Origin of the sequence: Mesorhizobium sp. J18 (assembly GCF_007829525.1) — a bacterium.
In the GTDB taxonomy this organism is placed as follows: Bacteria; Pseudomonadota; Alphaproteobacteria; order Rhizobiales; family Rhizobiaceae; genus VLJP01.
On record NZ_VLJP01000012.1, the window covers coordinates 200,372 to 222,806 of the forward strand.

A 22,435-nucleotide genomic window follows, 5' to 3' on the forward strand; every position below is an offset into this window, starting at 1 on the left:
ATGAACATGTTGACGGACCATGCAGTCGAAAAGGCCCTTCAGGGCACGCCCAAGGAACCCGCCCTGAAGATGGAAGGCTCCAAGGTGAAAGTCTTCTACGGAGAGAAGCAAGCGCTTTTTGATGTCGACCTGAAGGTGCGGGCAAACCAGGTGACAGCGCTGATCGGCCCTTCCGGCTGTGGCAAGTCGACTTTCCTGCGCTGCCTCAACCGCATGAATGACACCATCGACAACGCCCGGGTCGAAGGCAAGATCACGCTCGACGGGGAAGATATCTACGACTCCAGGATCGACGTGGTCGAACTGCGCGCCCGCGTCGGGATGGTGTTCCAGAAACCGAACCCCTTTCCGAAGTCGATCTATGAGAATGTCGCCTATGGGCCGCGCATCCACGGGCTTGCCAGGAGCAAGAGCGAGATGGATGCGATCGTGGAGTCAAGCCTGCAGCGAGCCGGGCTCTTCAACGAGGTCAAGGATCGGCTGCACGAACCGGGAACGGGCCTTTCCGGCGGACAGCAGCAGCGGCTGTGCATCGCCCGCGCCATTGCGGTTTCGCCGGAGGTGATTCTGATGGACGAACCTTGCTCGGCGCTCGATCCGATCGCCACGGCCCGCGTGGAAGAACTGATCGATGAATTGCGCGAGAACTATACCATCGTGATCGTCACCCACTCCATGCAGCAGGCGGCGCGTGTCTCGCAGCGCACGGCCATGTTCCATCTGGGCAATCTGGTGGAGGAAGGGCCGACGGAGAAGATGTTCACCAATCCGGACGACAAGCGGACTCAGGATTACATTACCGGCCGCTTCGGTTGATCTCACTCGGACAGGCGGAAGGAAAGATCATGGTCGGACATACGGTTACATCTTTCGACGAGGAACTGGAGCATGTCGACCGGCTGATCCGGGAAATGGCCGACCTCTCGGGGTCGATGACGGCAGCATCCACCCAGGCCCTGCTCGGTTCGGACAATGCGCTCGCCCAGCGGGTCGTGTCGGATGACGCCATCATGGACGCCAAGCAGCGTGAACTGGACGAACGCGCCATCACGCTGATCGCCAAGCGGCAGCCGATGGCTCAGGATCTCAGGGCCGTGGTCGGCGCCATCCGCATGGCCTCCGATCTTGAACGCATCGGCGATCTTGCCAAGAACATCGCCAAGCGTGTCGGTGCCGTCGGGCAGAGCGCCACGCCACGCGGTCTTTCCCATTCCATCAACACCATGGCGATGATGGTTCTGGATCAGGTCAAGGCGGTCATCGACCGCTATGTGGCGAGAGAGGCCGAGGAACTGGTCCGCCTGCGCGACGAGGACGAGAAGATCGACATCCAGTATACGGCGGTTTTCCGCGAGCTTCTCACCTATATGATGGAAGATCCGCGCAACATAACGGCCTGCACCCATCTGCTCTTTTGCGCCAAGAATCTCGAGCGCATAGGCGATCACGTGACGAACATCGCCGAGAATGCCTATTACGTGATGACCGGTGAACAGCTTCCCGTTCAGCGGCCGAAGCTCGACGAGACACAGATGACTGTGGCGACGAACTGATTGCGGGAGAACCAGCCGATGATCGCTCCAAAAATCATGGTCGTGGAGGACGAGGAGCCGCTTTGCGTATTGCTCCGCTACAATCTTGAGGCGGAAGGCTATCAGGTCGAGGTCATCACGCGCGGCGATGAGGCAGAGATCAGGCTGCAGGAGAACGTGCCCGATCTTCTGGTGCTCGACTGGATGGTCCCGGCCGTATCCGGCATCGAGCTTTGCCGCCGGCTCAGGATGCGTCCGGAGACGGAAAGGCTGCCGATCATCATGCTGACGGCGCGCGGCGAGGAAAGCGATCGCGTGCGCGGTCTTTCGACGGGCGCGGACGACTATCTCGTCAAACCTTTCTCGACACCCGAATTCATCGCGCGTGTGCGCGCGCTCCTGCGCCGCGCCAAGCCCGAGATTCTGTCGACCGTGCTCAAGGTCGGCGACATCATGCTCGATCGCGAGTCGCATCGCGTCTACCGCAAGAAGAACGAGATCAAGCTCGGGCCGACCGAGTTCCGGCTGCTCGAATTCATGATGCAGCATCCAGGCCGCGTATTCTCGCGTGGGCAGCTCCTCGACAATGTCTGGGGCGAGACGATCTATATCGACGAGCGCACGGTGGACGTGCATGTCGGACGCCTGCGCAAGGCTGTGAACCAGGGCAAGATGCCTGACGTCATCCGCACCATACGGGGCGCCGGTTACGCCATCCGGGAAGCGTGACAGCGCTGGCATCAGGCGATGGAGGAAGGCCGGCCCTGTCCGCGGGACCCTCTATGCTATGCCACGTCGCGGCGCGGGACGGAAATTGCCGCACCCGCGCCGAACACCGCATGATCCAGGCTTGTTAGCGCTGTCATCGCGCAGCCTTCGCGGATGAGCGGCATCTCGTTGAGATCCGTGTCGAAGCTGATGGCGGCGGAATGCTGCCCGCCTGCGGTCTTGCCGATCGCCTCGCGTATGACCGGCTCGAGGATATCGAAGGCAGAAACACCCTGTCCGACGATTGCCACCGGTGCCGGGTCGATAAGCGCGAAAAGGCCCCCGATGCCGAACCCGATTGCTTCTCCGGCCGCCCTGAAGGCGTCGCGTTCTATGCCCTCGCGGCTGCGGGCGGCCTGCGCCAGTTCCTCCATTGCCGAGGCATCGATATCGGAAGGCGGCGGCTCGTATTCGCTTGTCCCGCGCGCCTTGCGCCAAATGGCATAGTTGCCGGCATAGGCTTCGATGCAGCCGTTGCGGCCGCAGCGGCAGAGCGCGCCATCCGGCTTGTGGATCATATGGCCGAATTCCCCGGCTGAGGAATGCGGCCCGGTGAACAGCCTGCCCTTCAGCATCAGGCCCATGCCGATGCCGTGCGACAGGAGGATGGCGATGAAATTGTCGCCATAACGCTCCGGATCGCGCCAGTTGAGAGCGACCGTGATCATGTTGCAGTCGTTGTGGACGGTGACGGGCAGGCCGAAAGCCTTTTCCAGGGCGGCGCCGAATTCGACATTGCGATGCGGCGTGATCGGAGACCATAGCAGCGTCCGCGCCTCCGAATCGGTAATGCCTTGCACGGCAAGGGATATGCGCAGGATCGGTCCGCCTCGCTTCGCATGCCCGGCAATGATTTCGGAGACGGCCGCCATCACAGTGCTGATCAATTCCTGCTTCGCCATGGTCAGTGTCGGCAGGCGTTTCGTGACTTCACGGATCGTGCTGCCCGCATAATCGACCAGTGCCACCGATAGTATGTTCAATGACAGGACTGCCGTGACGACCGTTGCCGCCTGCGGGCTGAGCGCCAATGCGACCTGCGGCCTGCCGCGCCGTGCGGAAGACGCTCCCTCGCCTTTGGCTTCGACGAGAATGCCTTCGCTGATCAGATCCGCGGCTATGGCCGAGATGGTCGAATGGCTGAGTTCGGTAGCCCGGACGATTTCGGTGCGTGACGGCTGGACGGCGCGGCGAACGGCGGAAATCACCATGGCGCGATTGCGCTTCCTCAGATCATCATGGCGGATTCCGATTGACATGCCCCATCTCCTCCCAATCGACGGGCGGCACCGTCTGAAGAGCGATATTGACATAGGCAGCGGGGTGAGTCATTCTTTTTTTCGAAGCTCGAAAAAAAGAGCTTCCCGCATTAACAGCGCTGTTTGCGTAGGGAGGAACTCATGAAAAAGGCTGCAACCGCCATCCTGGCGGGTCTTGGCTTGTCGTTTGCTCTTTCGACCSCCGCTTTGGCGGAAGGCATGGTGATCGGCGTCTCCTGGTCCAATTTCCAGGAGGAACGTTGGAAGACCGACGAAGCCGCCATCAAGGAACAGATTGAAGCCGACGGGAACAGATATATTTCCGCCGACGCCCAGTCCTCTGCCGCCAAACAGCTTACCGATGTCGAATCCCTTATCGCCCAGGGCGCCAATGCCCTGATCATCCTGGCGCAGGATTCTTCGGCCATCGGTCCGGCCGTCCAGAAGGCTGCCAATGAAGGCATTCCCGTTGTCGGCTATGACCGGCTGATCGAGAATCCGGATGCGTTCTATATCACCTTCGACAATATGGAAGTCGGACGCATGCAGGCTCGCGCCGTGTTCGAGGTGCAGCCGGAGGGCAATTATGCCTTCATCAAGGGATCCTCTGCCGACCCGAATGCCGATTTCCTGTTCGCCGGCCAGATGGAAGTCCTCAAGGAAGCCATCGATTCCGGCAAGGTCAAGAATGTCGGCGAGGCCTATACTGACGGCTGGCTGCCGGCCAATGCGCAAAGGAACATGGAGCAGATCCTGACTTCCAACAACAACGAGATCGATGCTGTCGTGGCATCCAACGACGGGACTGCGGGTGGCGCGATCGCGGCGCTGGAGGCGCAGGGCCTTGCCGGTTCCGTGCCGGTTTCCGGTCAGGATGGCGATCACGCGGCTCTGAACCGGATCGCGCTTGGCACCCAGACGGTATCGGTATGGAAGGACTCGCGCGAACTCGGAAAGCAGGCCGCGATCATCGCCAACGCGCTCGCCGAAGGCACGCCGATGGATCAGGTCGAGGGTGTGCAGAAGTGGTCCGATGGTCCGAACGGCGTGGAGATGAATGCGATTTTCCTGAAGCCGCTGCCCATCACCAAGGACAATCTCGACGTGGTCATCGACGCCGGTTGGGTTTCCAAGGACGTCGTATGCCAGGGTGTCGAGCCGGGCAAGGTGGAAGTCTGCGGCTGAAACCAGGACCGGAAAACCCGACGTCGCGGTTTGACGAAAGCCGCGGCGTCTTCCTAAACTCAAGCTTCAGGACCGGATGCCGATAGAAAACAAGAAGCGGCGCTGGATTTGTCCTGGGGAGGGCACCGATGTCTGAAGCCACGTCGCAAGCGCCGGCGGACAGCGCCCGGGAAAGCACGCTCGGTCCATTCGCGCGTTTCCTCAAGGCAACCGAACTCGACACGCGAATGCTCGGCATGATCGGGGCCCTGATCATCATCTGGATCGGCTTCGACATACTTTCCGGCGGGCTTTTCCTCACGCCGCGCAATCTGTGGAACCTGTCGGTCCAATCCGCCTCAGTCGCCATCATGTCGACGGGCATGGTGCTCGTCATCGTGACGCGCAACATCGACCTCTCCGTGGGCTCGATCCTTGGCTTCGTAGGCATGGTCATGGGCGTCACCCAGACCGCGTTCCTGCCCGGCATCTTGGGCTTCGGACATCCCGCGACATGGATATTGGCGCTAGGGGTCGGACTGCTGACCGGCCTGCTCATCGGCGGCCTGCACGGCTATATCATCGCCTATCTCAAGGTTCCGGCCTTCATCGTCACCCTGGGCGGGCTTCTGGTCTGGCGCGGTGCTGCATGGTGGGTGACCAGCGGCCGGACTGTGGCGCCCATGGACCAGACGTTCCGGCTGATGGGTGGTGGCCCGCAAGGTGCGATAGGCTCCACATGGAGCTGGATCGTCGGCATCCTCGCCTGTGCCGCCCTGGTGCTCCTCCTTGTGGCGGGCCGCAATCAGCGCAGGAGATTCAAGTTCCCGCTGCGCCCGATCTGGGCCGAGGCCTTCCTCGCAAGTGTCGGATGCGCGATCATCCTGGCCGCGGTCGCGGTCGCAAATTCCTATCCCTGGCCATCCGGAATAGTCCGCCGCTATGCGCAGGAGAACAACATCACCCTGCCGGAAGGCGGCCTTTTCATTGCCCACGGAATAGCCATACCGGTGCTGATCGCCGTGGGTGTCGGCGTCGTGATGACGTTCATTGCCACGCGCACCCGGTTCGGTCGCTATGTCTTCGCAATCGGCGGCAATCCGGAAGCGGCCGAACTGGCCGGCATCAATACGCGCTGGGTGCTGATGAAGATTTTCATGCTGATGGGCGTGCTTGCCGCAATCGGCGCAGCGATCTCGACCGCGCGCCTCAACGCGGCCACGAACGCTCAGGGCACCCTAGACGAATTGCTGGTGATCGCCGCGGCCGTCATCGGAGGCACTTCCCTCAGTGGTGGTGTTGGAACAATTGCCGGAGCGATGATCGGTGCCATCCTCATGCAATCACTTGCCTCCGGCATGATCCTTCTCGGCGTGGACACGCCGCTTCAGAACATTGTCGTCGGCGTCGTCCTCGTGATCGCGGTATGGCTGGACACGGTCTATCGCAGCCGGCTGCAATAGAAGGGGCAGAACGATGGCGTCCTCGACACCTCTGGTCGAAATGAAGAATATCTCCATCGCCTTCGGCGGGATCCACGCCGTCGACAACGCCTCGGTTCATCTCCATGCAGGGGAGGTGGTTGCGCTCCTCGGCCACAACGGCGCCGGCAAGTCGACGCTGATCAAGATCCTGTCCGGAGCCTACAAGCGCGACGCCGGAACCATTTTCGTCAATGGCGAGGAGGCCCAGATCTCCAATCCACGCGACGCCAAGAAATACGGTATCGAGACCATCTATCAGACGCTTGCGCTGGCCGACAATGTGGACGCGGCGGCGAATGTCTTTCTCGGCCGCGAATTGCGCACGAGATGGGGCACACTCGACGACGTCGCCATGGAATCGGAAACCCGCAAGGTGATGGGACGGCTTAATCCGCGCTTCCAGCGCTTCAAAGAGCCGGTCATGCGGCTTTCCGGCGGCCAGCGGCAGTCGGTGGCGATCGCCCGCGCGATCTATTTCGATGCCCGCATACTCATCATGGACGAGCCTACCGCCGCCTTGGGGCCGCAGGAGACGCAGCAGGTCTCCGAACTGGTAAGGCAGCTGAAGAGCGAAGGTATCGGCATTTTCCTGATAAGCCACGATATTCACGACGTATTCGGCCTCGCCGATCGCGTGGTGGTCATGAAGAACGGGCAGGTGGTGGGCACCGCCCGTACGGAAGATGTCACCGAGGACGAAGTGCTCGGCATGATCATTCTGGGGAAATGTCCGGCGGGCGCCATTCCTGGCCCCGGCGCCCTTTCATCGACGCCTGCGGCGGCCTGAATTTTCCTTGCAGATATTGCCCGACACCGTTTCCGCTATCAGCGGGCCCGATGCTGCTCGTTGGCATATTCACCCGCGCGTTCGTGGGCGTTCGATGCAACCACATAATCCGTCATCGGCTCAATGGACGCGACGAGCTCGCCTTCGGGTGTGATGTCCCAGACCAGTTCGGCATCCTCATATTCGAGAGCGGGGTCAAGCTGGATGCAGGTGGCGAGCACCTTGTCGAACCGGCCCTCGAACTGACGTTTTGAAACCGGCAGCTGCTCGTCGCATTCGACCGAGGTTTCGAAGACAGTGGKGGGAGCCGGCAATTCGCGACAGGAATCCGCGCTGCCGGAACAGCCAATGATCAGTAGAAGGGCAGCGATATGTTCCATGGTCATGTTCCTTTCATCAGGAAACGACCTTGAGGCCTCGAGGGTTCCAGAAAAAGAGGAATTTGGGCGCTCGTTCCGGTCCCAAATTACCCTGCAGATTCAATATATTATGCATCCGTCCGGGCAAGCGCAAACCTCCGGGTCGCGTTGCGGCCCGGAGGCTCTGAAAACCGAATTGAGGGGATTCGGTTTCCTCCCGGAGCCTTCTCGTTCCGGGATTCTTCAATGTCTTGGTCTACCGCGCGCTGCGGAAGAAGCCGGCCAGGAGCGAAATCACCAGCAACACCAGGAAAACAAAGAAAAGTATCTGTGCGATGCCTGCCGATGCACCGGCTATGCCGCCAAATCCCAATGCGCCGGCAATCAATGCAATGACAAGGAATACAAGCGTCCAATAAAGCATAGCGTCTCTCCTTCGACAGTCCGGAGACAAACGCTGCGGCAAGTATTTGGTTCCTGGGAGAGAAAAGCCGCCCTGGCGGCGGCTTTTCATTCTTGCCCAATCTACGACAAATTATGCAGCCGCCTTGGCCTGCCGGTCGAAGAACAGGGCCTGGCTTATGAGCGCCTTCACCATATCGGCGCTGAACGGCTTGGTCACCAGGAAGGCCGGTTCGGGCCGCTCCCCGGTCAGAAGCCGTTCGGGAAAGGCCGTGATGAAGATCACCGGAACCGGCGTCGTTGCCAGAATCTCGTTGACGGCATCGATGCCGGAGCTGCCGTCGGCAAGCTGGATGTCGGCCAGGACCATCTTGGGCTGTGTCTTGTTGAACAGGGCGGTTGCCTCGGCATGGGTCCTTGCCGTGCCGACGACGCGATGGCCGAGGCTGCGCACCATCTCCTCGATATCCATGGCGATCAGAGGCTCGTCCTCGATGATCATGATATCGGTGGCCACCTGCCGTGAGATCTCCTCGCTCGCTTCCCTGACGAGCCTGTTCAGCCCGTCCTCATCGATATCGAGGATTTCGGCGGCCTCCGACTGGTCGAAACCTTCCACCGCAACCAGGAGGAATGCCTGACGGGGGCGCGGGGCAAGCGCCGAAAGATTGGTTATCGCCCGCTGCTCCCAGGCCGATGCCGGCCGCTCTTCGGGAACGGGGATATCGAAGGTGTCGAAGAGCTTGGTGAACAGCTTGAAAAGTGCAACCCGGTCGCTGGAAGCCTTTGGAAAGATATCGATATCGGCGATGATCGTTTCCAGAGTCGCGGCAACAAGCGCATCCCCGCTGGTCTGCGAGCCGGACACTGCCCGTGCGAATCGGCGCAGATATGGCAGATGCGGGGTAATTCTTGCGGACAAACCCATGCTATGGCGTCTCCCTCAACGACGTTAGCAAAAAAAAGAGATAGATGGTGCGCACAGCCTTATCAACGCGCACCAGATAGAAAAGTTCCTGGGTGGGAACTAAATCCGCCCGCAAGCGTTTGCAAATGAATTGGACACTGGGTGGTTGTAGGGCAACTGCGACAATGGTGGGTGATAGTGGATATATATTCGGGCAAAAGGCGCGAAGAGACGAAGCATGACGGATAACAAAGGCGCCGGGCGGCGTAACAAGGGAAAACGGACGGGGGCCGACGGGGTTTTGGGCTCCAATTCCGAAATCGGGCGGAAACTCAAGCAATATTATGATGAACTGGTCTCGGACGAGATTCCGGACCGGTTCATGCACTTGTTGAGCCAGCTTGAACAAAAGGAAGCGTCGAAGTCTGCGACGGAAAAGGAGTGATCCGTATGGCAGATGCTTCGAATTTCAGAGCCAGCCTGCTGGAAGCCATACCGAGCTTGAGAGCTTTTGCCGTCTCGCTGACGAAAAATTCCGATCGGGCCGACGATCTTGTGCAGGAAACGCTGGTCAAGGCCTGGGACAAGCAATCGAGCTTTCAGCCGGGCACCAATCTCCGTGCATGGCTCTTCACGATCCTGCGCAACGAATTCTATTCCCAGATGCGCAAGCGCGGGCGCGAGGTCCAGGATAGCGACGGCTCCATCACGGCGCGGCTGTCGATCCATCCCAGCCAGGACGGTTCGCTCGATCTCGATGACTTCCGCAAGGCGCTCGAGCTCCTGCCGGAGGATCAGCGCGAAGCGATCGTCCTCATCGGTGCATCCGGTTTCTCCTACGAGGAAGCTGCCGAAATCTGCGGCTGCGCGGTGGGCACGATCAAGAGCCGTGTCAGCCGCGCCCGGACCCGTCTCCAGGAAATCCTGCACATAAGCGGAGAGGGTGATTACGGCCCGGACGGCGTTTCCGCCCAGGTCACTTCCTCAAACATCGTCGCGTAGGGAGGCGGCATCCGCCAGCGCAGCGGCCAGGGCTTCGACGAGTTCGGTTCCCGGATATGGCTTTCCTACGACCCGGACCCCCGGAAACTCCTCGAAAACGGAAGTCATTTCGGAATAGCCGGTGGCGAAGATGAACGGAATGCCGCTCCGTTGCAGCATCCGGGCGAATTCGACCGTCCAGTTTCCTGAGATTTTGATGTCGAGAATGGCTGCGTCGATCTCTTCAGAAACAAGGCTGAAAGCATCGAGTTCGGCCTGGTTCGGAATAATCCGCACCGTTTCGGCACCGTGATCGCGGCAAAGCTGCTCGACATCCATGGCGATCAGGAATTCGTCCTCTACGAGGAGGATCCGGGCAGCGTCCAGCAGTCGCGTCGTCAAAGAAAATGCCCCCTCGAAATGATTCGCACCCCGTGGCCAAGCACTACAAATCGGGCGCTTCATTGTCTGTCATTAAAAAATGACATCCAAAGGGGTGACAAGCTGCATCTTTGGAGAAGCCGATACGCGGCTGGTCCAGCAATCGCCGACTGATGATGCCAGTTTTCGATCTGGAGAAACTATCGGCAACCGCAGGGGGCAGGGGACCGCTCAGGGGGGCAGGCGCCTTTGCCCGCGGGCCATGGGCATGGTCTCGGGCGGCGCCCATTCTATGCTCGGGATGATGTTCCTGCAGATGGCATAGACGATCAACAGGGCGGGAACGGCCACGAACCCGCCGATCGGTCCCCAGATCCACAGCCAGAATGCGATGGCCAGGAAGACGATGAAGGGGTTCATCGTCATTGTCCTGCCGATGACGGTCGGGGTCACGAACTGCGCCTCGATCATGTTGAGCACGAGGTAGACCATCGGCGGAACGAGGCTGCCCAGCAGCGTATCGTAAGTGGCAAGCCCGACCATGAACAGGATGAGCGCCATGATGGCAGGGCCGATATAGACGACGAAGTTCAGCAGTCCTGCAAGCGCGCCCCATAGCAATGCCGAAGGTACGCCGCAGACCCACAGCGCCAGGCCTACCGCGGCTCCCAATCCGAAATTTATGAAGGTGATGGACAGAAGATATTTGGAAACGAGCGCTTCGACGTCGCGGAAGATGTGGGCGGTGCGCCAGCGCAGTTTGCGCGTCAGGCACAGCTTGAGCACGGCGGTTCTGGTCTGGTGGCGGGTCGCCACGAAGAAATAGAGGCTGGCAAAGAAGACCAGCGTCTGAGCCAACAGTGCCGGCGCGAGGACGGCCATGCTTTCGACCGCTGAATTCTCCTCGACCTGCACCGTCAGGTCGGCATTCCCCATTACCGAACGGACCTCGTCGCGCAGGGATTTGAGCGTGTTGAGGGGCTCCTGCAGATTAATGAGCTTGAGCTGCAATTCGCTCCATATCTGAGGGATGCGCCCCGTCCAGTAGGATAGGGGTGCCGCCACGGCGGCCATGAAGGCGATCATGGCAAGAATGAAGACGAATACGACCGCCAGGGCGGACAGGGCCGGCGGAGCCCCCCGTGCCTCCAGCCTGGTTGCGATCGGACCGAGCATGAGCCCGACGACGACCGCCATGGTGAAGGGAGCAAGCATCATCTTGCCCGCATGCAGGGCAAAGATGAATGCGATCAATCCAATGACTATCATCGCCACCTGAGAGCCGCGCGCCAAAAGCAGCTCCAGATTCGATTTCGGCGGCAGCCGTACGACCGGCGGCCTTTTCCTTTCGATGAGGTTCATCAAGATTATCCGGCTGGGACTCCCGCCACCAGAACGGATTGTGATGCTTCTTGGTTCCGTGGCCGGTTTCCATGCAGCGGGAATGGAACCCCGATCGTGGTTGTGGCGTTTGCATGGGATATTCGATCGTGAATATTCAAGAAGGGAGAACTTTCATGGCCGCAAGCTCGAGCAAGCCCGCCGGGACGACCGGAACCGCCGGTTCATCCGTTAAGGATCTGGAGGCAGATATCCAGAAGCTGCGGGACGATATTTCGCTTCTGACGAAACATCTCAAGGACGCAGGCGACCATTCCTTGCGGACGGCGCGGAAGGCGGCCTCGGAAGGGGCGGAACATCTGAGGGCTCAGGGCGAGGCAACCATCGAAGGGCTGCGGGACAATGCAAAGGATCTCGAAGTCCAGCTCACGAGCACAGTCCGGGAAAAGCCCATTACCTCTCTCGCCCTTGCTGCGGGAGTGGGGTTTCTTCTGGCCGTGATCATGCGCCGGTAGGCGACCGGGAATGCTGGCAACTCTGCTCGCCTCCATCGCGTCGGGTGAAGCTCTCGATGCGTTGAAAAGACTGCGCTTGACGGCCATCCTTTATGCCATCGCGGGGCTGTCGGGGCTTTGCGGCATCGGCTTCCTGATCGGTGCGGGATTTATCGCCGCTGCGGACAGATGGGGAACCTTCGAAGCGTCCATCGGCTTCGGGATCGGGTTCATCACCCTTGCCTGTCTGATCCTCCTTGTCCAGAAGCTGGTCTCCAGCGCCCAGGCCAAGCGTGCTGCGCGGCGGCGCAGTCTTGATGCGACGGCGCTTGCCGGGACGGCGGCGATAGCCCTCTTGCCGGCCCTGCTGGCGCGGAAGGGTGCGCTCGGCGCCCTGGGCCTCCCCCTGCTGGGGGCTCTCGGCTATGCCATTTATCGCGAGAACCGCAAGCCGGGTCAGCCGCCGAAGCGGGATCCTGAATAGATTATCCGGGCTCCCAGCTTTTTTGCGAAGCTCGGTCCGAGCGTGGAACCATGCCGACCAGCAAGCATTCTCCTTACGGGTGCGGGGAGCGTGCTGTTCGGTCGTTGGAGATCACTTCATGGCGAAAAACTTGCCCGAGGAAAAGGCGAAACAGGGCAGGCGCGGCTTTCCCGTCTTGCTGGTTCTTGTCTGCGGCCTGCTGCTGGCAGCGGCGGTCTGGTGGGCGGTGGAAATATACGGCCAGAGAATTGACGAGCAGCAGCCAGTCGAACTCGAACAGTCGGAGGATGCGCCCGGCGATACCGGGCCGTCCACGCAGCCGGCGCAATAGTTACCGCTCCGGCCTGCATCTCAAGGAGGAAAGGAGCTTACTCACATGCCTCAAGCTGCCCAGGTTCTGAAAGCCAAGATACATGCCGACCGGATGAATATCGGCCTCTCCGATGCCGAGCGGAAGGAGATTTCCAACCGATTGTCCGAGATATTGGTGGACACCTATCGACTGCTGATCAAGACGCATATCTATCACTGGAATGTCGTGGGACCGCTGTTCCATTCCCTGCACATCTTGACCGAAGAGCAGTACAATACCCTTTTCGAGGCCACCGACATCATTGCCGAGCGTATCCGTGCTCTCGGCCATCATGCTCCGGTGCTTGCCGGCAAATCGATCGACACATCCATCGAGCTGAAGGCATCAGGACAGTCGGCACTGGAGATGGTGAAGGATCTGATCGCCGATCACGAAGAGGCGGTGCGCAAGATGCGTGAGATCGGGACGATGGCCGACGAAAAAGGCGACCTTGTCACTGCGGATATGCTGACCGACCGTCTTACCTTCCACGAGAAAGCACTCTGGATGCTGCGGGCGACCATTTCGGACTAGCGAGACAGATCAGGGCTGTCGGCCCCTTCAGGTTGCGATTGGCTGCATCCGGGAACGAGCCGCAACGATGGCCATGCTGTCGGAAGATGAAGGCGTACCAACGGGTACGGTTGCCGTAACTCGGCTGATTTCTCGCGCAAGGATTGCCCAAACTCCGCGAGATTTTAGTCAAAAAGCCTGCCTTTTCAATTCTTTGCAACCGTATCGGCCGGTACGCCGAGAATCTTTTCTAGGTCAGGAACGCCAAAATCAACCGGATACTTGCGATCTCAACTGCATGAGCAGGCGGCGCGGACATTGTTCCTGCTGGCGCACAAGTAAAAGCGCCGGGAACAACTTCACGGGCGTTGCGTTGTGCAAAGGTAAAAGACCGCGCTCCATTCATCCCTTGGATAGTGCGAATGGAAGACGCGGCCAGCACAGGAACACTGCACAAGGAGAGTTTAACATGATCCGCAATCTGTTGGCGACCACCGCCATAGCTACACTTTTGGCTACTGGCGCGTATGCGCAAACCACTCCAACGTCCCCTGCGCCGAGTGCCGCGCCGGCCGAATCGGCGGCGCCGATGGTCAAGCATGCAAAAGGGCATCTTGCCTCCGAACTTATCGGCAAGCGGGTCTATAACAGCACCGGCGACGACGCCCAGAATATTGGCAGCGTGAGCGACCTTGTCATGGATGAGCAGGGCGCCGTGCAGGCGATCGTGGTGGGTGTCGGCGGCTTCCTCGGCATCGGCCAGAAGGAAGTGGCGCTCCAATACGATCTCGTGCAATGGGCCGAGCGGGACGGTGAGGAATGGCTCATCGTCGAAACGACTGCCGATGCTCTGAAGGCACAGCAGGAATTCGACCGCGCCGCCTATAGGCCGATGCCTGCCGATGCCGAGGTGTCCGAGACCAAGCCGGTCACGGCGGAGGATCTGGCCAATGCGCCGGTGGTTCCTGAGGAAGGCGAGGCTGCAGACGATTCGGCGTTGGCTCCGGCGGATGACCAGTCGACGACAGGCATGGCCGCTGCTCCGACCGATGACGGCGCGGCCCCGGCCGACGATACAGCCTCGGCACCGGCGGATAGCGGCGCTGCAACCGATGACACGGCTTCGGCCACCGACGATGCGGCTTCGGATACGACTGCCGCCGCCCCGGCTGATGACGGTACGGCGCCGGCCGACGACACGGCCTCGGCAGACAGCGCTTCTGAAACGGATGATATGGCGGCTTCAGACACGGCCACCGACGATCCGGCTTCGGACACGGCTGCTGCCCCGGCCGATGACACGGAGACCGATACCACGGCAGCGGCACCGGGTGACGACACCCAGACCTCGGGCGAATCCGCTTCTTCGGCAGATACCCAGACTACCGATGACAGCATGGCCGCGGCACCCAGCGATAGTGGCGAAGGAACCGACCAGACCACGACAGGCGCGGTCGATCGTTCCAGCCTGCAGGAAATGCCGGTGGAGGAGATCCGGTCGGAAGAGCTTGTCGGGACGGCTGTCTATGGCGCCAATGAGGAGAGTGTCGGCGAGATCGGAGATGTCCTCCTTTCCGAGGACGGCAAGGTCGACGCCATTCTGGTCGATGTCGGCGGTTTCCTGGGCATTGGCGAGAAGGAAGTCGCGATCGGCATGGACAGTCTCAACTTCATGTCGGATGCCGACGGCAACCTCTATCTCTATACCGGCCTGACCAAGGAACAGCTCGAGCAGCAGGCATCCTATGACGAAAGCACCTATGCCGAGAACCGGGACGAGATGCGCATGAGCGCCCCCGAAGCCCAATAGTCGGCCTGCTCATGGCAAACCGAAAGGCCCCGCGCCGGTAGTGGTGTGGGGCTTTTCTTTCATGTTCCTTTTGAACGATAAAACAAGATTGTTCAATATCGCCGAACGAACTGTCGTGGCCGCATGATCTTTTCGCCATGGTCCCTTCAACCCAAAATATGCTCTTGAAAAAGCGCGTGTTGCGCTTGGCATCTGCCGAAAGGAGCTTGTCATGCTCAGCCAGATCAAGGGTATCCATCACATCACATCCATGGCGAAGGATGCGGACGAGAACAACCGTTTCTTCACCCATACGCTCGGCCTGCGCCGGGTCAAGAAAACCGTCAATTTCGACGCTCCGGACGTCTACCATCTCTACTATGCCGACAGGACCGGCACTCCCGGCACGGTGATGACCTACTTCCCGTTTCCGGGAATTGCGCGCGGCAGACCGGGCACGGGAGAGGTCGGAACGACGGTATTCTCGGTTCTTCAGGGATCCCTCGACTATTGGCAGGACCGCCTGACACAGAACAATGTCGCCGGCCTCAAGAAGGAAGAGCGTTTCGGCGAAAACCGGCTCCTGTTCGAGGGACCGGACGGCGACGGCTTTGCCCTGGCCGAAGTTGAAAGCGACGGCCGGGCACCATGGACGGAAGACGGCGTGCCGGAAGATAAGGCGATCCGCGGCTTTCATTCGGCTTCGCTTCGCCTCCGCGACGGCGGCCCGACCGAGGAACTGCTGAAGTTCATGGGTTATGAGGAAGCCGGCCAAAGCGGCAATATCCGCCGGCTGACGGTCCCCAACGGCAATGGCGCAAATGTCATCGATATCGAGACATTGCCCTCCGCGAACCCTGCACGTCAGGGTGCCGGATCGGTGCATCACATCGCCTTTGCAGTGGAGAATCGCCAGCGTCAGTTGGAAGTGCAAAGGGCGCTTGCCGAAAACGGGATGCAGGTTACGCCGGTGATCGACCGGGACTATTTCTACGCGATCTATTTCCGCACGCCCGGCGGCGTGCTGTTCGAGGTCGCCACGAACGAACCCGGCTTCGACCGGGACGAGCCGGTCGAGCATCTCGGCGAAGCCCTCAAGCTGCCGACGCAGCACGAGCATCTGCGTCCTTATCTTGAAACCCATCTTGCGCCGATAGGCGATTGAGGCCGTCCCATGTCCATCGACGCCTATAAGCACAAGCATGTCGCGGGCGGCGACAACCGCCCGCTCTTCTTCCTCTTCCACGGGACGGGCGGCGACGAGAACCAGTTCATGGATCTCGCCCCCCACCTTGTTCCCGGCGCAGGCATTGTTGCGCCGCGTGGCGACGTTTCCGAATACGGCGCGGCGCGCTTCTTCCGGCGCACGGGCGAGGGCGTCTACGACATGCAGGACCTTGCCCGCGCGACGGCTAAGATGGCGGATTTCGTGCGCGCCCATGTCGAGGCGGCCAAGCCCTCGGCGGTTCTCGGGCTCGGCTATTCCAACGGCGCAAATATTCTGGCATCCGTTCTTTTCGCCGGGACCGGCCTCTTCGACGCGGCGATCCTCATGCATCCGCTGATACCTTTCGTGCCCAAGATCGGGGACAGGTTGGGTTCCACGGAGATTCTGATAACGGCGGGGCGGCATGATCCGATCTGTCCGCCGGATCTCATCTTGAGGCTGGAAAGCTGCCTCAAGGCCGCCGGAGCGGATGTGCGGCTTGCCTGGCACGAAGGCGGGCACGAACTGCGCCAGAACGAGATCGATATGGCCTATCATTTCCTCGCCCGCTATCGTGGCGAGGAAAACGCGGAGAGTGCAGATGGCAAGTGACGCAACGGGTATCGTGCTGGAGGACAACGGCAGCAAGGGCCGCTATGTCTTCACCTCACCGGATGGCGACGAAGCTGAGATGACCTTCACGCGTGCTGGCGAGACGCAGATGATTATAGATCATACGGCAGTTCCCGACGCATTTCGCGGGCAGGGAATAGGCTTGAAGCTCGTCGAGCGGGCGGTGGAGGATGCGCGAAAGACCGGAGTGAAGATCATTCCGCTCTGCCCCTTTGCCGCCGCTCAGTTTCGCCGTCACCCGGAATGGGCTGACGTGCTCAAACAGTAGCTCCCCAGCCGCCGCCGTTTGCCGTGCGGATAAGGATCTCGTCACCGGGCTCGATGACGAGGCCGCTGACGAAGGCGTAGTCCTCGCGCTTGCCGTCGCTACGGAAAACAGTCAGCCCGTTGGTGCCGCCCGGTTTACCTCCGTTCAGGCCCCATACGGGCTGGCGGTTGCGGCTGTAGCCGGCCGAAAGGATCGCCTTGCCGCGCGGTCGGTAGCTGACGGTCAATCCCTTTCCGCCGGAATGCAGGCCCATGCCTTCCTCGGTCTCGTTGAGACGCTTGTGGCCGACATCGATGCCGTAGCGAGCCTCGCAGATCTCCACCGGGCAGTTGAAGGTCTCGCCGTGATTGGTGGAATACATGGCATCGAGGCCGTCGCGCTCGGCGGTCGCGCCCCAGCCGCCCATTTGCGGCTCGACCATGGTGTATCGGCGTCCGGTGTCGGGATGATTGCCGGCGATCACGGTGCCGCAGATGGAGGCGAAGCTTCCGGCCGGCATTCGTTCCGGCATGGCGCGCGCAATGCACTGCCAGAGCATGTCGGCAAGGCGAATGCGCGTCTCGAAATAGTAGCCGTGCGGTACAGTGCCGGTGGCGTGAAAGACCGTTCCCGGCTCGGTGATGACTTCGAGGGCGCGGAAAGAGCCGCCATTGGTGAAGAGCGTCGGGTCGGTCAGCGCCTTGAAGATCATCTGCGCCGAGATCACCGCGCCGTCGCGGCTCGTATTGTAGGGTGCGTTCCGCTGCTCCGGATTGTCGCGAAGGTCGACAAGGAAACGGTCCTTGCTGACCGTGATCGCTGCCCGCCAGACTGCGCCGTCGTCCTGTTCCTCCTCGATTTTATAGGTGCCTTCGGGCAGGGTCGCGAGGCCAGCGCGAGCCCGCTTCTCGCCTTCCTCGAAAAGCGAGGCAAGGGCGCTGCGATAGGCGTCCAGCCCATAGTTTTCGATGATGTGCCGGATGCGGCTCTCGGCTTTGCGACTTGCCGCCACCTGAGCCCACAGATCGCCGGTCACGAAATCCGGCAGGCGCGAATTGGACGAGATGATGTCGAAGACGGAGCGGATCGGCTTGCCATCCTCGAACAGCTTAACCGCCGGCAGGCGGAGACCTTCCTGGAAAATCTCCGACACGTCGACCGCCATCGATCCCGGCGTCTTGCCGCCGACATCATTCCAGTGGGCGATCGAGGCAGCCCAGGCCACCAGTCCGCCGGAAGCGAAGACGGGAAGCGCGATCACCACGTCGTTCAGGTGCGTAACGCCGCCATAATAAGGGTCGTTGGTGACGTAGACGTCGCCTTCGCGTACCTTGTCGAGGCCATGGATATCCACGATCCGTTTCACCGCCTTGTCGAGGACGCCGACAAAGGTCGGAATGCCGGCGCCGGAGCTGACCAGTTCGCCCTCGGCATCGGTGATGCCGGTGCCGACATCCAGCACCTCATAGATGATCGGGCTCATGGCGGTCTTCTTCAGCACCGCGAACATCTCGTCGGCCGCCGCCACCAGGCTGGCCTGGATGACGGTGGCGGTGATGGGATCGTGCGTTTTCATGTTCAGCTTGCCGCCACGTGGAGGTCGCGCGGGAGCGTCGAGAGGATTTCCGGCCCGTCCTCCCGCAGGATGACGATCTCCTCCAGTCGGATACCGAAGCGGCCCGGGATGTAGATGCCCGGCTCGATGGAAAACACCATTCCCTCTTCAAGGATGGTCTCGGACGTCGCCGTGATGAAGGGCGGCTCGTGGCCGTCGATGCCGAGGCCATGGCCGGTCCGGTGGACGAAATATTCGCCATAGCCGGCATCGGAAATGACCTTGCGCGCCGCCGCGTCCACCTCCTTGGCCTTGACGCCGGGACGCGCAGCCTGCAATGCCGCTTGGACGGCCTTCTCCACGATGGTGTGGATCTGGCCGTAGCCCTCGGGGGGCCTGCCCACCGCGGCCATGCGGGTGATGTCGCTCGGGAAGCCGCCCTTACGGGCACCGATATCGATCACGACCGCATCGCCTTCCTGCAGCTTGCGACTGCCGGTCTGGTGATGGGGGAAGGCGCCGTTCGGGCCAGAGCCGATGATGCGGAAGAGCGCTGCGGCCCCTTCGGAAGAGAAGGAGGCGCCGACCACTTCGGCAAGCTCGGTCTCGGTCATGCCCGGACGGATGGCGGCGAAGGCCTTCTGCATGGCGCGGTCCGCAACTCCCGCACTCGCCTTCAGTGCCTTGAATTCGCTCTCGTCCTTGCGCATGCGCAATGCGCCGACCGTTTCCGAAGTGAAGGCGTGGCCGGCACTGGGTAGGTTGTCGAGCAGCAGAAGCGCGAAATCGGCGCGCATGGTCTCGTCAAGCACCACGCGGCCGGCATTGCCGGCGTCGACGGCGGCCAGCGCTTCGACCAAGGCACGCTCCGGACCTTCATCGTCGCTCCAGGTATGGAAGGCTATGTCCGTCTTCTCGCGCGAGCCCTCGGCATTGAGGACCGGCATCAGGAAGGCCTCCGCCGTGGACGAGACGAGCAGCAGGCACGGGCGTTCGTCGGCGTGCGGGTGGAAGCCGAGCAGCCACTGCATGTGCGAGCCCGGTCCGAGCGCGACGAGATCGGTCTCTGTTTCGCGCATTTTTTCGCGCAGCGCGGCGAGGCGTTTTGCAGTGTCGGTCATGCCTTCATTCTCCTTGATCTGTCGTCCCACACCCGGTCCGCTGCGCGAACCATCCTCGCCCTGACGGCGAGAGGAGGGCGGAGCCATTGCTGCTTCCTCTTCTCCCCATCGGGGAGAAGGTGGCCCGAAGGGCCGGATAAGGGGCTTCAAGCCGCCTTGCGGGCAGGCCCCGGTTCTTCCGCTTCAACGACGATGCGATTGCCGAAGATCTCACCATCGTCGAAGCCGCCGATATAGGCGATCTCGTCTTCCGGCGGCGCCTCGCTCGACCATTTGCGACTCGGCTTCCAGCCGCACTGGCGCTTCAGGATGGCGGCATACTCGGCACGCTTCAGCGCAGCGATCGAAGGATCGATGACCGGAACGCCTAGCTTCTTCTCGACATCACGATAGAAGCCGACCTCCATGGTGCAGCCGAGGATGAGGGATTCGGCAAAGCCTTCCTCGACCGCCTTGCGCCCGGCCTCGATCAGGCGGCGTTCCGTCTCGGCGTGATCCTTCTGAAAATCGGTGACGCCAAGCTCGACATGATAGAAGCCCGCGAGCCGATGTTCGTGGCCGTGTTCGCGCACGGTGGCGCTCATCTGGTTCACCCATTTGCGCCGGCCGACGATGACGCCGAAGCGGTTGGAGATGCTGGCCGCGATCTCGCAGGAGGCCACGCAGGGTGCAGTCACGATCATGTCGCCGGAGATCTCGCGCGCATCGTGAAGCGCCGTGTCGTAGAAGCAGCCGATGGCGAGCGCATCGAAGCCTTCGCGGGCTGCTTGTCGCGTGGCGCGGATGATGCCCCTGGTCACCATCGCCTCATAGGCGCGGAACTCGATATGGCTGAACCGGCCCTGACCCTCGGGCAGTGAGGCGACATGGACCTCGGTGCCAGGGAGCTTGTGCTCCCGCGCCATCTTTGCGAACACGTCGTCATGCGCCCCGCTGCCTGCGACGGGGCTCAGATACATGATCTTCAGCGGCTTCTCGCTCATCGGTACCTCCTCTTTGCGATTGGTGTCATCCGGTAAAGCCGTAGACCTCTTTCGCCCGCTCGAGGGTGATCAGGCCGTTGCGGATGTCCTCCGCGACCAGCTTCGGATCGCGCTCTTTCGGGTCGCCGAGGCCGCCGCCATTGCCGGTGATGACGCGGATGACGTCGTCGGTGTGCGTGGTCAGTTCGGAGACGAAGGAATATTCCTCTTCCGAGCCGTCCTTGCGGATCACCTTCACGTAGTTGGGAGAGCCTTCGCGGCCGCCGTCGAGCGACCAGGCAGGGAACTTCGAACGGGTGTAGCCGACAGTCAGGAACCCGTTGTCGGCGCGCACGCGGTAGTCCATGACGATGCCCCGCCCACCGGTGAACTTGCCTTCGCCGCCCGGCTCCAGGTTGAGTTCCATCCGGTCGACATAGAGCCCGTTGCGCGCCTCGTTGATCTCGGCCGGGCAGTTGTAGGTCTCGCCGTGGAAGCCGCAGAAGATGGCGCTGTTGCCGTCGCGGTCGCGGTTGGCGCCCCAGCCGCCGAGCTGCGGCTCGATGATCGTGTACTGCCGGCCGGTATCCGGGTGGATGCCGCCGATGAAGGTGCCGCAGACGGAAGCGAAATGACCGGCGGCGAGCCGCTCGGGCATATGCTGGGCGAGGCAGCGCCACATCAGGTCGTAAACCCGCAGCTCGATCTCGTAATAGAAGCCGATCGGCGCCGGCTCCTTGGCCTGGAAGACCGAGCCTTCGCGGGTGAGCAGGCGGATCGGCCGGAACGAGCCTTCGTTCGCCGCCGAATATGGATCGGTCAGCGACTTGAAGAGCATCTGGGCCGAGACCATCACGCCATCGCGGCTGGTGTTTACCGGGCTCACCGACTGGTCCGGGTTGTCGCGCAGGTCGACAATAAATTCGGAGTCGGAGATGGTTATCTTAACATTGAAGATGCGGCCATCGTCCTGTTCCTCGGAAAGCTCGAACGTGCCTTTGGGGAGCTTTGCGAGTTCCTTCAGGGAAACCTGCTCGCCATAGTCCATGAAGGAGGACATGGCGGTCTCGAAGGTCTCCACACCGTATTTCTCGGCGATCTCGACAAGGCGCTTGGCGCCGATGCGGACCGAGGCGATGGCCGCCCAGACATCGCCTTCCAGCACGTCCGGCATGCGCGAATTGGTCTTGATGATCTCCATGACAGAGCGGATCGGCTCGCCCCTGGAGATGATCTTGATCGCGGGAAGGCGCAGGCCCTCCTGGAAGATCTCGGTCGCCTCGCCGGTCAGCGAGCCGGGCGCCATTCCGCCGACGTCGGAATTGTGGGCGATGTTTGCCGTCCAGGCGATGATGCGGCCGCCGGCAAAGACAGGCATGGCGACAATGATGTCGTTCAGATGGGTGACGCCGCCCCAGTAGGGGTCGTTGGTGGCAAATACGTCGCCCGGCTCGATATCGCCCGGCTTGTCGAACTTGCCGACAATGACCTTTACGGCCTTGTCGAGCACGCCGACGAAAGCGGGGATGCCGGCGCCCGAAGAAGCAAGCGCGCCCTTGGCATCGGTGATGCCGGTGCCCATGTCGAGCACCTCGTAGATGATGGAACTCATCGCCGTCTTCTTCATGACGGCGAACATCTCGTCTGCCGCTGCCTGCAGCGAGTTCTGGATGATCTCCAGCGTGATCGGGTCGTTGGACTTGTTGGTCATGT

26 protein-coding genes are annotated in these 22,435 nt (G+C 61.2%); 16 read left to right on the forward strand and 10 right to left on the reverse strand.

The annotated features are described in order from the left end of the window. From pstB to phoB, 3 genes are read left to right on the forward strand one after another with little or no spacing between them, the layout of a single operon-like run. Positions 1-816, forward strand: a complete 816-nt coding sequence (pstB, locus tag L598_RS06935; protein WP_144861240.1) for a phosphate ABC transporter ATP-binding protein PstB — start codon at positions 1-3, stop codon at positions 814-816. A gap of 29 nt (positions 817-845) precedes the next feature. Further along, positions 846-1,553, forward strand: coding sequence for a phosphate signaling complex protein PhoU (gene phoU, locus L598_RS06940; protein ID WP_144861241.1), 708 nt, complete (start codon positions 846-848; stop codon positions 1,551-1,553). 21 nt (positions 1,554-1,574) lie between these two features. Next, a complete protein-coding gene (gene phoB, locus L598_RS06945; RefSeq protein ID WP_186444949.1) occupies positions 1,575-2,261 on the forward strand; it encodes a phosphate regulon transcriptional regulator PhoB in 687 nt (228 codons plus the stop codon). A gap of 56 nt (positions 2,262-2,317) precedes the next feature. On the opposite strand, the gene L598_RS06950 is transcribed toward phoB, so the two are convergent. Continuing rightward, complete coding sequence (locus tag L598_RS06950; protein WP_144861243.1) at positions 2,318-3,559, reverse strand: ROK family protein; 1,242 nt, start codon at positions 3,557-3,559, stop codon at positions 2,318-2,320. A 141-nt stretch (positions 3,560-3,700) separates the two neighbouring features. On the opposite strand from L598_RS06950, the gene xylF reads away from it, so the two are divergent. The 3 genes from xylF (at position 3,701) to L598_RS06965 (ending at position 6,994) form a co-directional block, all read left to right on the forward strand. Beyond that, complete coding sequence (gene xylF, locus L598_RS06955) at positions 3,701-4,744, forward strand: D-xylose ABC transporter substrate-binding protein (RefSeq protein WP_144861244.1); 1,044 nt, start codon at positions 3,701-3,703, stop codon at positions 4,742-4,744. Between the two features lie 128 nt (positions 4,745-4,872). Next, on the forward strand, positions 4,873-6,186 hold the full coding sequence (locus L598_RS06960; protein WP_144861245.1) for a sugar ABC transporter permease: 1,314 nt from the start codon (positions 4,873-4,875) through the stop codon (positions 6,184-6,186). A gap of 13 nt (positions 6,187-6,199) precedes the next feature. Beyond that, a complete protein-coding gene (locus tag L598_RS06965; protein ID WP_144861246.1) occupies positions 6,200-6,994 on the forward strand; it encodes an ATP-binding cassette domain-containing protein in 795 nt (264 codons plus the stop codon). A gap of 38 nt (positions 6,995-7,032) precedes the next feature. On the opposite strand, the gene L598_RS06970 is transcribed toward L598_RS06965, so the two are convergent. From L598_RS06970 to L598_RS06980, 3 genes are all read right to left on the reverse strand, one after another. Next, complete coding sequence (locus L598_RS06970; protein ID WP_144861247.1) at positions 7,033-7,374, reverse strand: hypothetical protein; 342 nt, start codon at positions 7,372-7,374, stop codon at positions 7,033-7,035. A 235-nt stretch (positions 7,375-7,609) separates the two neighbouring features. Continuing rightward, the gene (locus tag L598_RS06975; RefSeq protein WP_144861248.1) at positions 7,610-7,777 is read right to left on the reverse strand and encodes a DUF1328 domain-containing protein; all 168 of its coding nucleotides are present in this window, start codon (positions 7,775-7,777) and stop codon (positions 7,610-7,612) included. Between the two features lie 111 nt (positions 7,778-7,888). Beyond that, positions 7,889-8,683: a response regulator gene (locus tag L598_RS06980; RefSeq protein WP_144861249.1), complete on the reverse strand. Its 795-nt coding sequence runs from the start codon at positions 8,681-8,683 to the stop codon at positions 7,889-7,891. Positions 8,684-8,900: 217 nt separating this feature from the next. Here L598_RS06980 and L598_RS06985 point away from each other — a divergent pair, with 217 nt between their 5' ends. Beyond that, positions 8,901-9,107, forward strand: a complete 207-nt coding sequence (locus L598_RS06985) for a NepR family anti-sigma factor (RefSeq protein WP_144861250.1) — start codon at positions 8,901-8,903, stop codon at positions 9,105-9,107. A gap of 5 nt (positions 9,108-9,112) precedes the next feature. After that, a complete protein-coding gene (locus tag L598_RS06990) occupies positions 9,113-9,664 on the forward strand; it encodes a sigma-70 family RNA polymerase sigma factor (protein ID WP_144861251.1) in 552 nt (183 codons plus the stop codon). Here the strand turns inward: L598_RS06990 and L598_RS06995 are convergent. Beyond that, positions 9,647-10,045, reverse strand: a complete 399-nt coding sequence (locus L598_RS06995; protein ID WP_246658656.1) for a response regulator — start codon at positions 10,043-10,045, stop codon at positions 9,647-9,649. The two genes, L598_RS06990 and L598_RS06995, sit on opposite strands and share 18 nt — an antisense overlap. A 210-nt stretch (positions 10,046-10,255) precedes the next feature. Then, positions 10,256-11,386 (reverse strand): AI-2E family transporter, encoded by a 1,131-nt coding sequence (locus L598_RS07000; protein WP_144861253.1) that lies wholly within the window; start codon positions 11,384-11,386, stop codon positions 10,256-10,258. A 155-nt stretch (positions 11,387-11,541) separates the two neighbouring features. Here L598_RS07000 and L598_RS07005 point away from each other — a divergent pair, with 155 nt between their 5' ends. The 8 genes from L598_RS07005 (at position 11,542) to L598_RS07040 (ending at position 17,105) form a co-directional block, all read left to right on the forward strand. Beyond that, a complete protein-coding gene (locus tag L598_RS07005) occupies positions 11,542-11,880 on the forward strand; it encodes a DUF883 family protein (protein WP_144861254.1) in 339 nt (112 codons plus the stop codon). A 10-nt stretch (positions 11,881-11,890) separates the two neighbouring features. Beyond that, positions 11,891-12,343: a hypothetical protein gene (locus L598_RS07010; protein ID WP_144861255.1), complete on the forward strand. Its 453-nt coding sequence runs from the start codon at positions 11,891-11,893 to the stop codon at positions 12,341-12,343. A 118-nt stretch (positions 12,344-12,461) separates the two neighbouring features. After that, positions 12,462-12,674, forward strand: coding sequence for a hypothetical protein (locus tag L598_RS07015; RefSeq protein ID WP_144861256.1), 213 nt, complete (start codon positions 12,462-12,464; stop codon positions 12,672-12,674). 45 nt (positions 12,675-12,719) lie between these two features. Beyond that, complete coding sequence (locus L598_RS07020; RefSeq protein WP_144861257.1) at positions 12,720-13,229, forward strand: DNA starvation/stationary phase protection protein; 510 nt, start codon at positions 12,720-12,722, stop codon at positions 13,227-13,229. A 568-nt stretch (positions 13,230-13,797) separates the two neighbouring features. Beyond that, a complete protein-coding gene (locus L598_RS07025) occupies positions 13,798-15,018 on the forward strand; it encodes a PRC-barrel domain-containing protein (RefSeq protein ID WP_246658657.1) in 1,221 nt (406 codons plus the stop codon). 211 nt (positions 15,019-15,229) lie between these two features. Continuing rightward, positions 15,230-16,162 (forward strand): ring-cleaving dioxygenase, encoded by a 933-nt coding sequence (locus L598_RS07030; RefSeq protein WP_144861259.1) that lies wholly within the window; start codon positions 15,230-15,232, stop codon positions 16,160-16,162. Positions 16,163-16,171: 9 nt separating this feature from the next. Beyond that, positions 16,172-16,816 (forward strand): alpha/beta hydrolase, encoded by a 645-nt coding sequence (locus L598_RS07035; protein ID WP_144861260.1) that lies wholly within the window; start codon positions 16,172-16,174, stop codon positions 16,814-16,816. Next, positions 16,806-17,105 (forward strand): GNAT family N-acetyltransferase, encoded by a 300-nt coding sequence (locus L598_RS07040; RefSeq protein ID WP_144861261.1) that lies wholly within the window; start codon positions 16,806-16,808, stop codon positions 17,103-17,105. The genes L598_RS07035 and L598_RS07040 overlap by 11 nt, the downstream gene beginning before the upstream one ends. On the opposite strand, the gene L598_RS07045 is transcribed toward L598_RS07040, so the two are convergent. Genes L598_RS07045 through L598_RS07060 form a run of 4 tightly spaced genes read right to left on the reverse strand, consistent with a single transcriptional unit; the run spans position 17,095 to position 22,433 of the window. Continuing rightward, entirely contained in the window at positions 17,095-18,660 is a 1,566-nt protein-coding gene (locus tag L598_RS07045) for a hydantoinase B/oxoprolinase family protein (RefSeq protein WP_144861262.1), read from the reverse strand. The genes L598_RS07040 and L598_RS07045 overlap by 11 nt on opposite strands. Before the next feature lie 2 nt (positions 18,661-18,662). Beyond that, positions 18,663-19,847 carry a Xaa-Pro peptidase family protein gene (locus L598_RS07050; RefSeq protein WP_348642739.1) on the reverse strand — a complete coding sequence of 395 codons (1,185 nt, stop codon included), beginning with the start codon at positions 19,845-19,847 and terminating at the stop codon, positions 18,663-18,665. 59 nt (positions 19,848-19,906) lie between these two features. Beyond that, on the reverse strand, positions 19,907-20,743 hold the full coding sequence (locus tag L598_RS07055; protein WP_144861263.1) for an aspartate/glutamate racemase family protein: 837 nt from the start codon (positions 20,741-20,743) through the stop codon (positions 19,907-19,909). Between the two features lie 25 nt (positions 20,744-20,768). Then, on the reverse strand, positions 20,769-22,433 hold the full coding sequence (locus tag L598_RS07060; protein ID WP_144861264.1) for a hydantoinase B/oxoprolinase family protein: 1,665 nt from the start codon (positions 22,431-22,433) through the stop codon (positions 20,769-20,771). Between the last annotated feature and the right edge of the window lie 2 nt (positions 22,434-22,435).

Excerpts from the sequence above, each read along its gene's own strand:
- L598_RS07045 (WP_144861262.1), bottom strand. The coding sequence starts at position 18,660 with ATGAAAACGCACGATCCCATCACCGCCACCGTCATCCAGGCCAGCCTG.
- L598_RS07000 (WP_144861253.1), bottom strand. The coding sequence starts at position 11,386 with ATGAACCTCATCGAAAGGAAAAGGCCGCCGGTCGTACGGCTGCCGCCG.
- L598_RS06965 (WP_144861246.1), top strand. The coding sequence starts at position 6,200 with ATGGCGTCCTCGACACCTCTGGTCGAAATGAAGAATATCTCCATCGCC.
- L598_RS06960 (WP_144861245.1), top strand. The coding sequence starts at position 4,873 with ATGTCTGAAGCCACGTCGCAAGCGCCGGCGGACAGCGCCCGGGAAAGC.
- L598_RS07050 (WP_348642739.1), bottom strand. The coding sequence starts at position 19,847 with ATGGCTCCGCCCTCCTCTCGCCGTCAGGGCGAGGATGGTTCGCGCAGC.
- L598_RS07005 (WP_144861254.1), top strand. The coding sequence starts at position 11,542 with ATGGCCGCAAGCTCGAGCAAGCCCGCCGGGACGACCGGAACCGCCGGT.
- L598_RS06950 (WP_144861243.1), bottom strand. The coding sequence starts at position 3,559 with ATGTCAATCGGAATCCGCCATGATGATCTGAGGAAGCGCAATCGCGCC.
- L598_RS07010 (WP_144861255.1), top strand. The coding sequence starts at position 11,891 with ATGCTGGCAACTCTGCTCGCCTCCATCGCGTCGGGTGAAGCTCTCGAT.
- L598_RS07020 (WP_144861257.1), top strand. The coding sequence starts at position 12,720 with ATGCCTCAAGCTGCCCAGGTTCTGAAAGCCAAGATACATGCCGACCGG.
- L598_RS06980 (WP_144861249.1), bottom strand. The coding sequence starts at position 8,683 with ATGGGTTTGTCCGCAAGAATTACCCCGCATCTGCCATATCTGCGCCGA.
- L598_RS06985 (WP_144861250.1), top strand. The coding sequence starts at position 8,901 with ATGACGGATAACAAAGGCGCCGGGCGGCGTAACAAGGGAAAACGGACG.
- pstB (WP_144861240.1), top strand. The coding sequence starts at position 1 with ATGAACATGTTGACGGACCATGCAGTCGAAAAGGCCCTTCAGGGCACG.
- L598_RS07015 (WP_144861256.1), top strand. The coding sequence starts at position 12,462 with ATGGCGAAAAACTTGCCCGAGGAAAAGGCGAAACAGGGCAGGCGCGGC.
- L598_RS07060 (WP_144861264.1), bottom strand. The coding sequence starts at position 22,433 with ATGACCAACAAGTCCAACGACCCGATCACGCTGGAGATCATCCAGAAC.
- L598_RS06990 (WP_144861251.1), top strand. The coding sequence starts at position 9,113 with ATGGCAGATGCTTCGAATTTCAGAGCCAGCCTGCTGGAAGCCATACCG.
- L598_RS07040 (WP_144861261.1), top strand. The coding sequence starts at position 16,806 with ATGGCAAGTGACGCAACGGGTATCGTGCTGGAGGACAACGGCAGCAAG.
- phoU (WP_144861241.1), top strand. The coding sequence starts at position 846 with ATGGTCGGACATACGGTTACATCTTTCGACGAGGAACTGGAGCATGTC.
- L598_RS07035 (WP_144861260.1), top strand. The coding sequence starts at position 16,172 with ATGTCCATCGACGCCTATAAGCACAAGCATGTCGCGGGCGGCGACAAC.
- L598_RS07030 (WP_144861259.1), top strand. The coding sequence starts at position 15,230 with ATGCTCAGCCAGATCAAGGGTATCCATCACATCACATCCATGGCGAAG.
- L598_RS07025 (WP_246658657.1), top strand. The coding sequence starts at position 13,798 with ATGGTCAAGCATGCAAAAGGGCATCTTGCCTCCGAACTTATCGGCAAG.
- L598_RS06975 (WP_144861248.1), bottom strand. The coding sequence starts at position 7,777 with ATGCTTTATTGGACGCTTGTATTCCTTGTCATTGCATTGATTGCCGGC.
- L598_RS07055 (WP_144861263.1), bottom strand. The coding sequence starts at position 20,743 with ATGAGCGAGAAGCCGCTGAAGATCATGTATCTGAGCCCCGTCGCAGGC.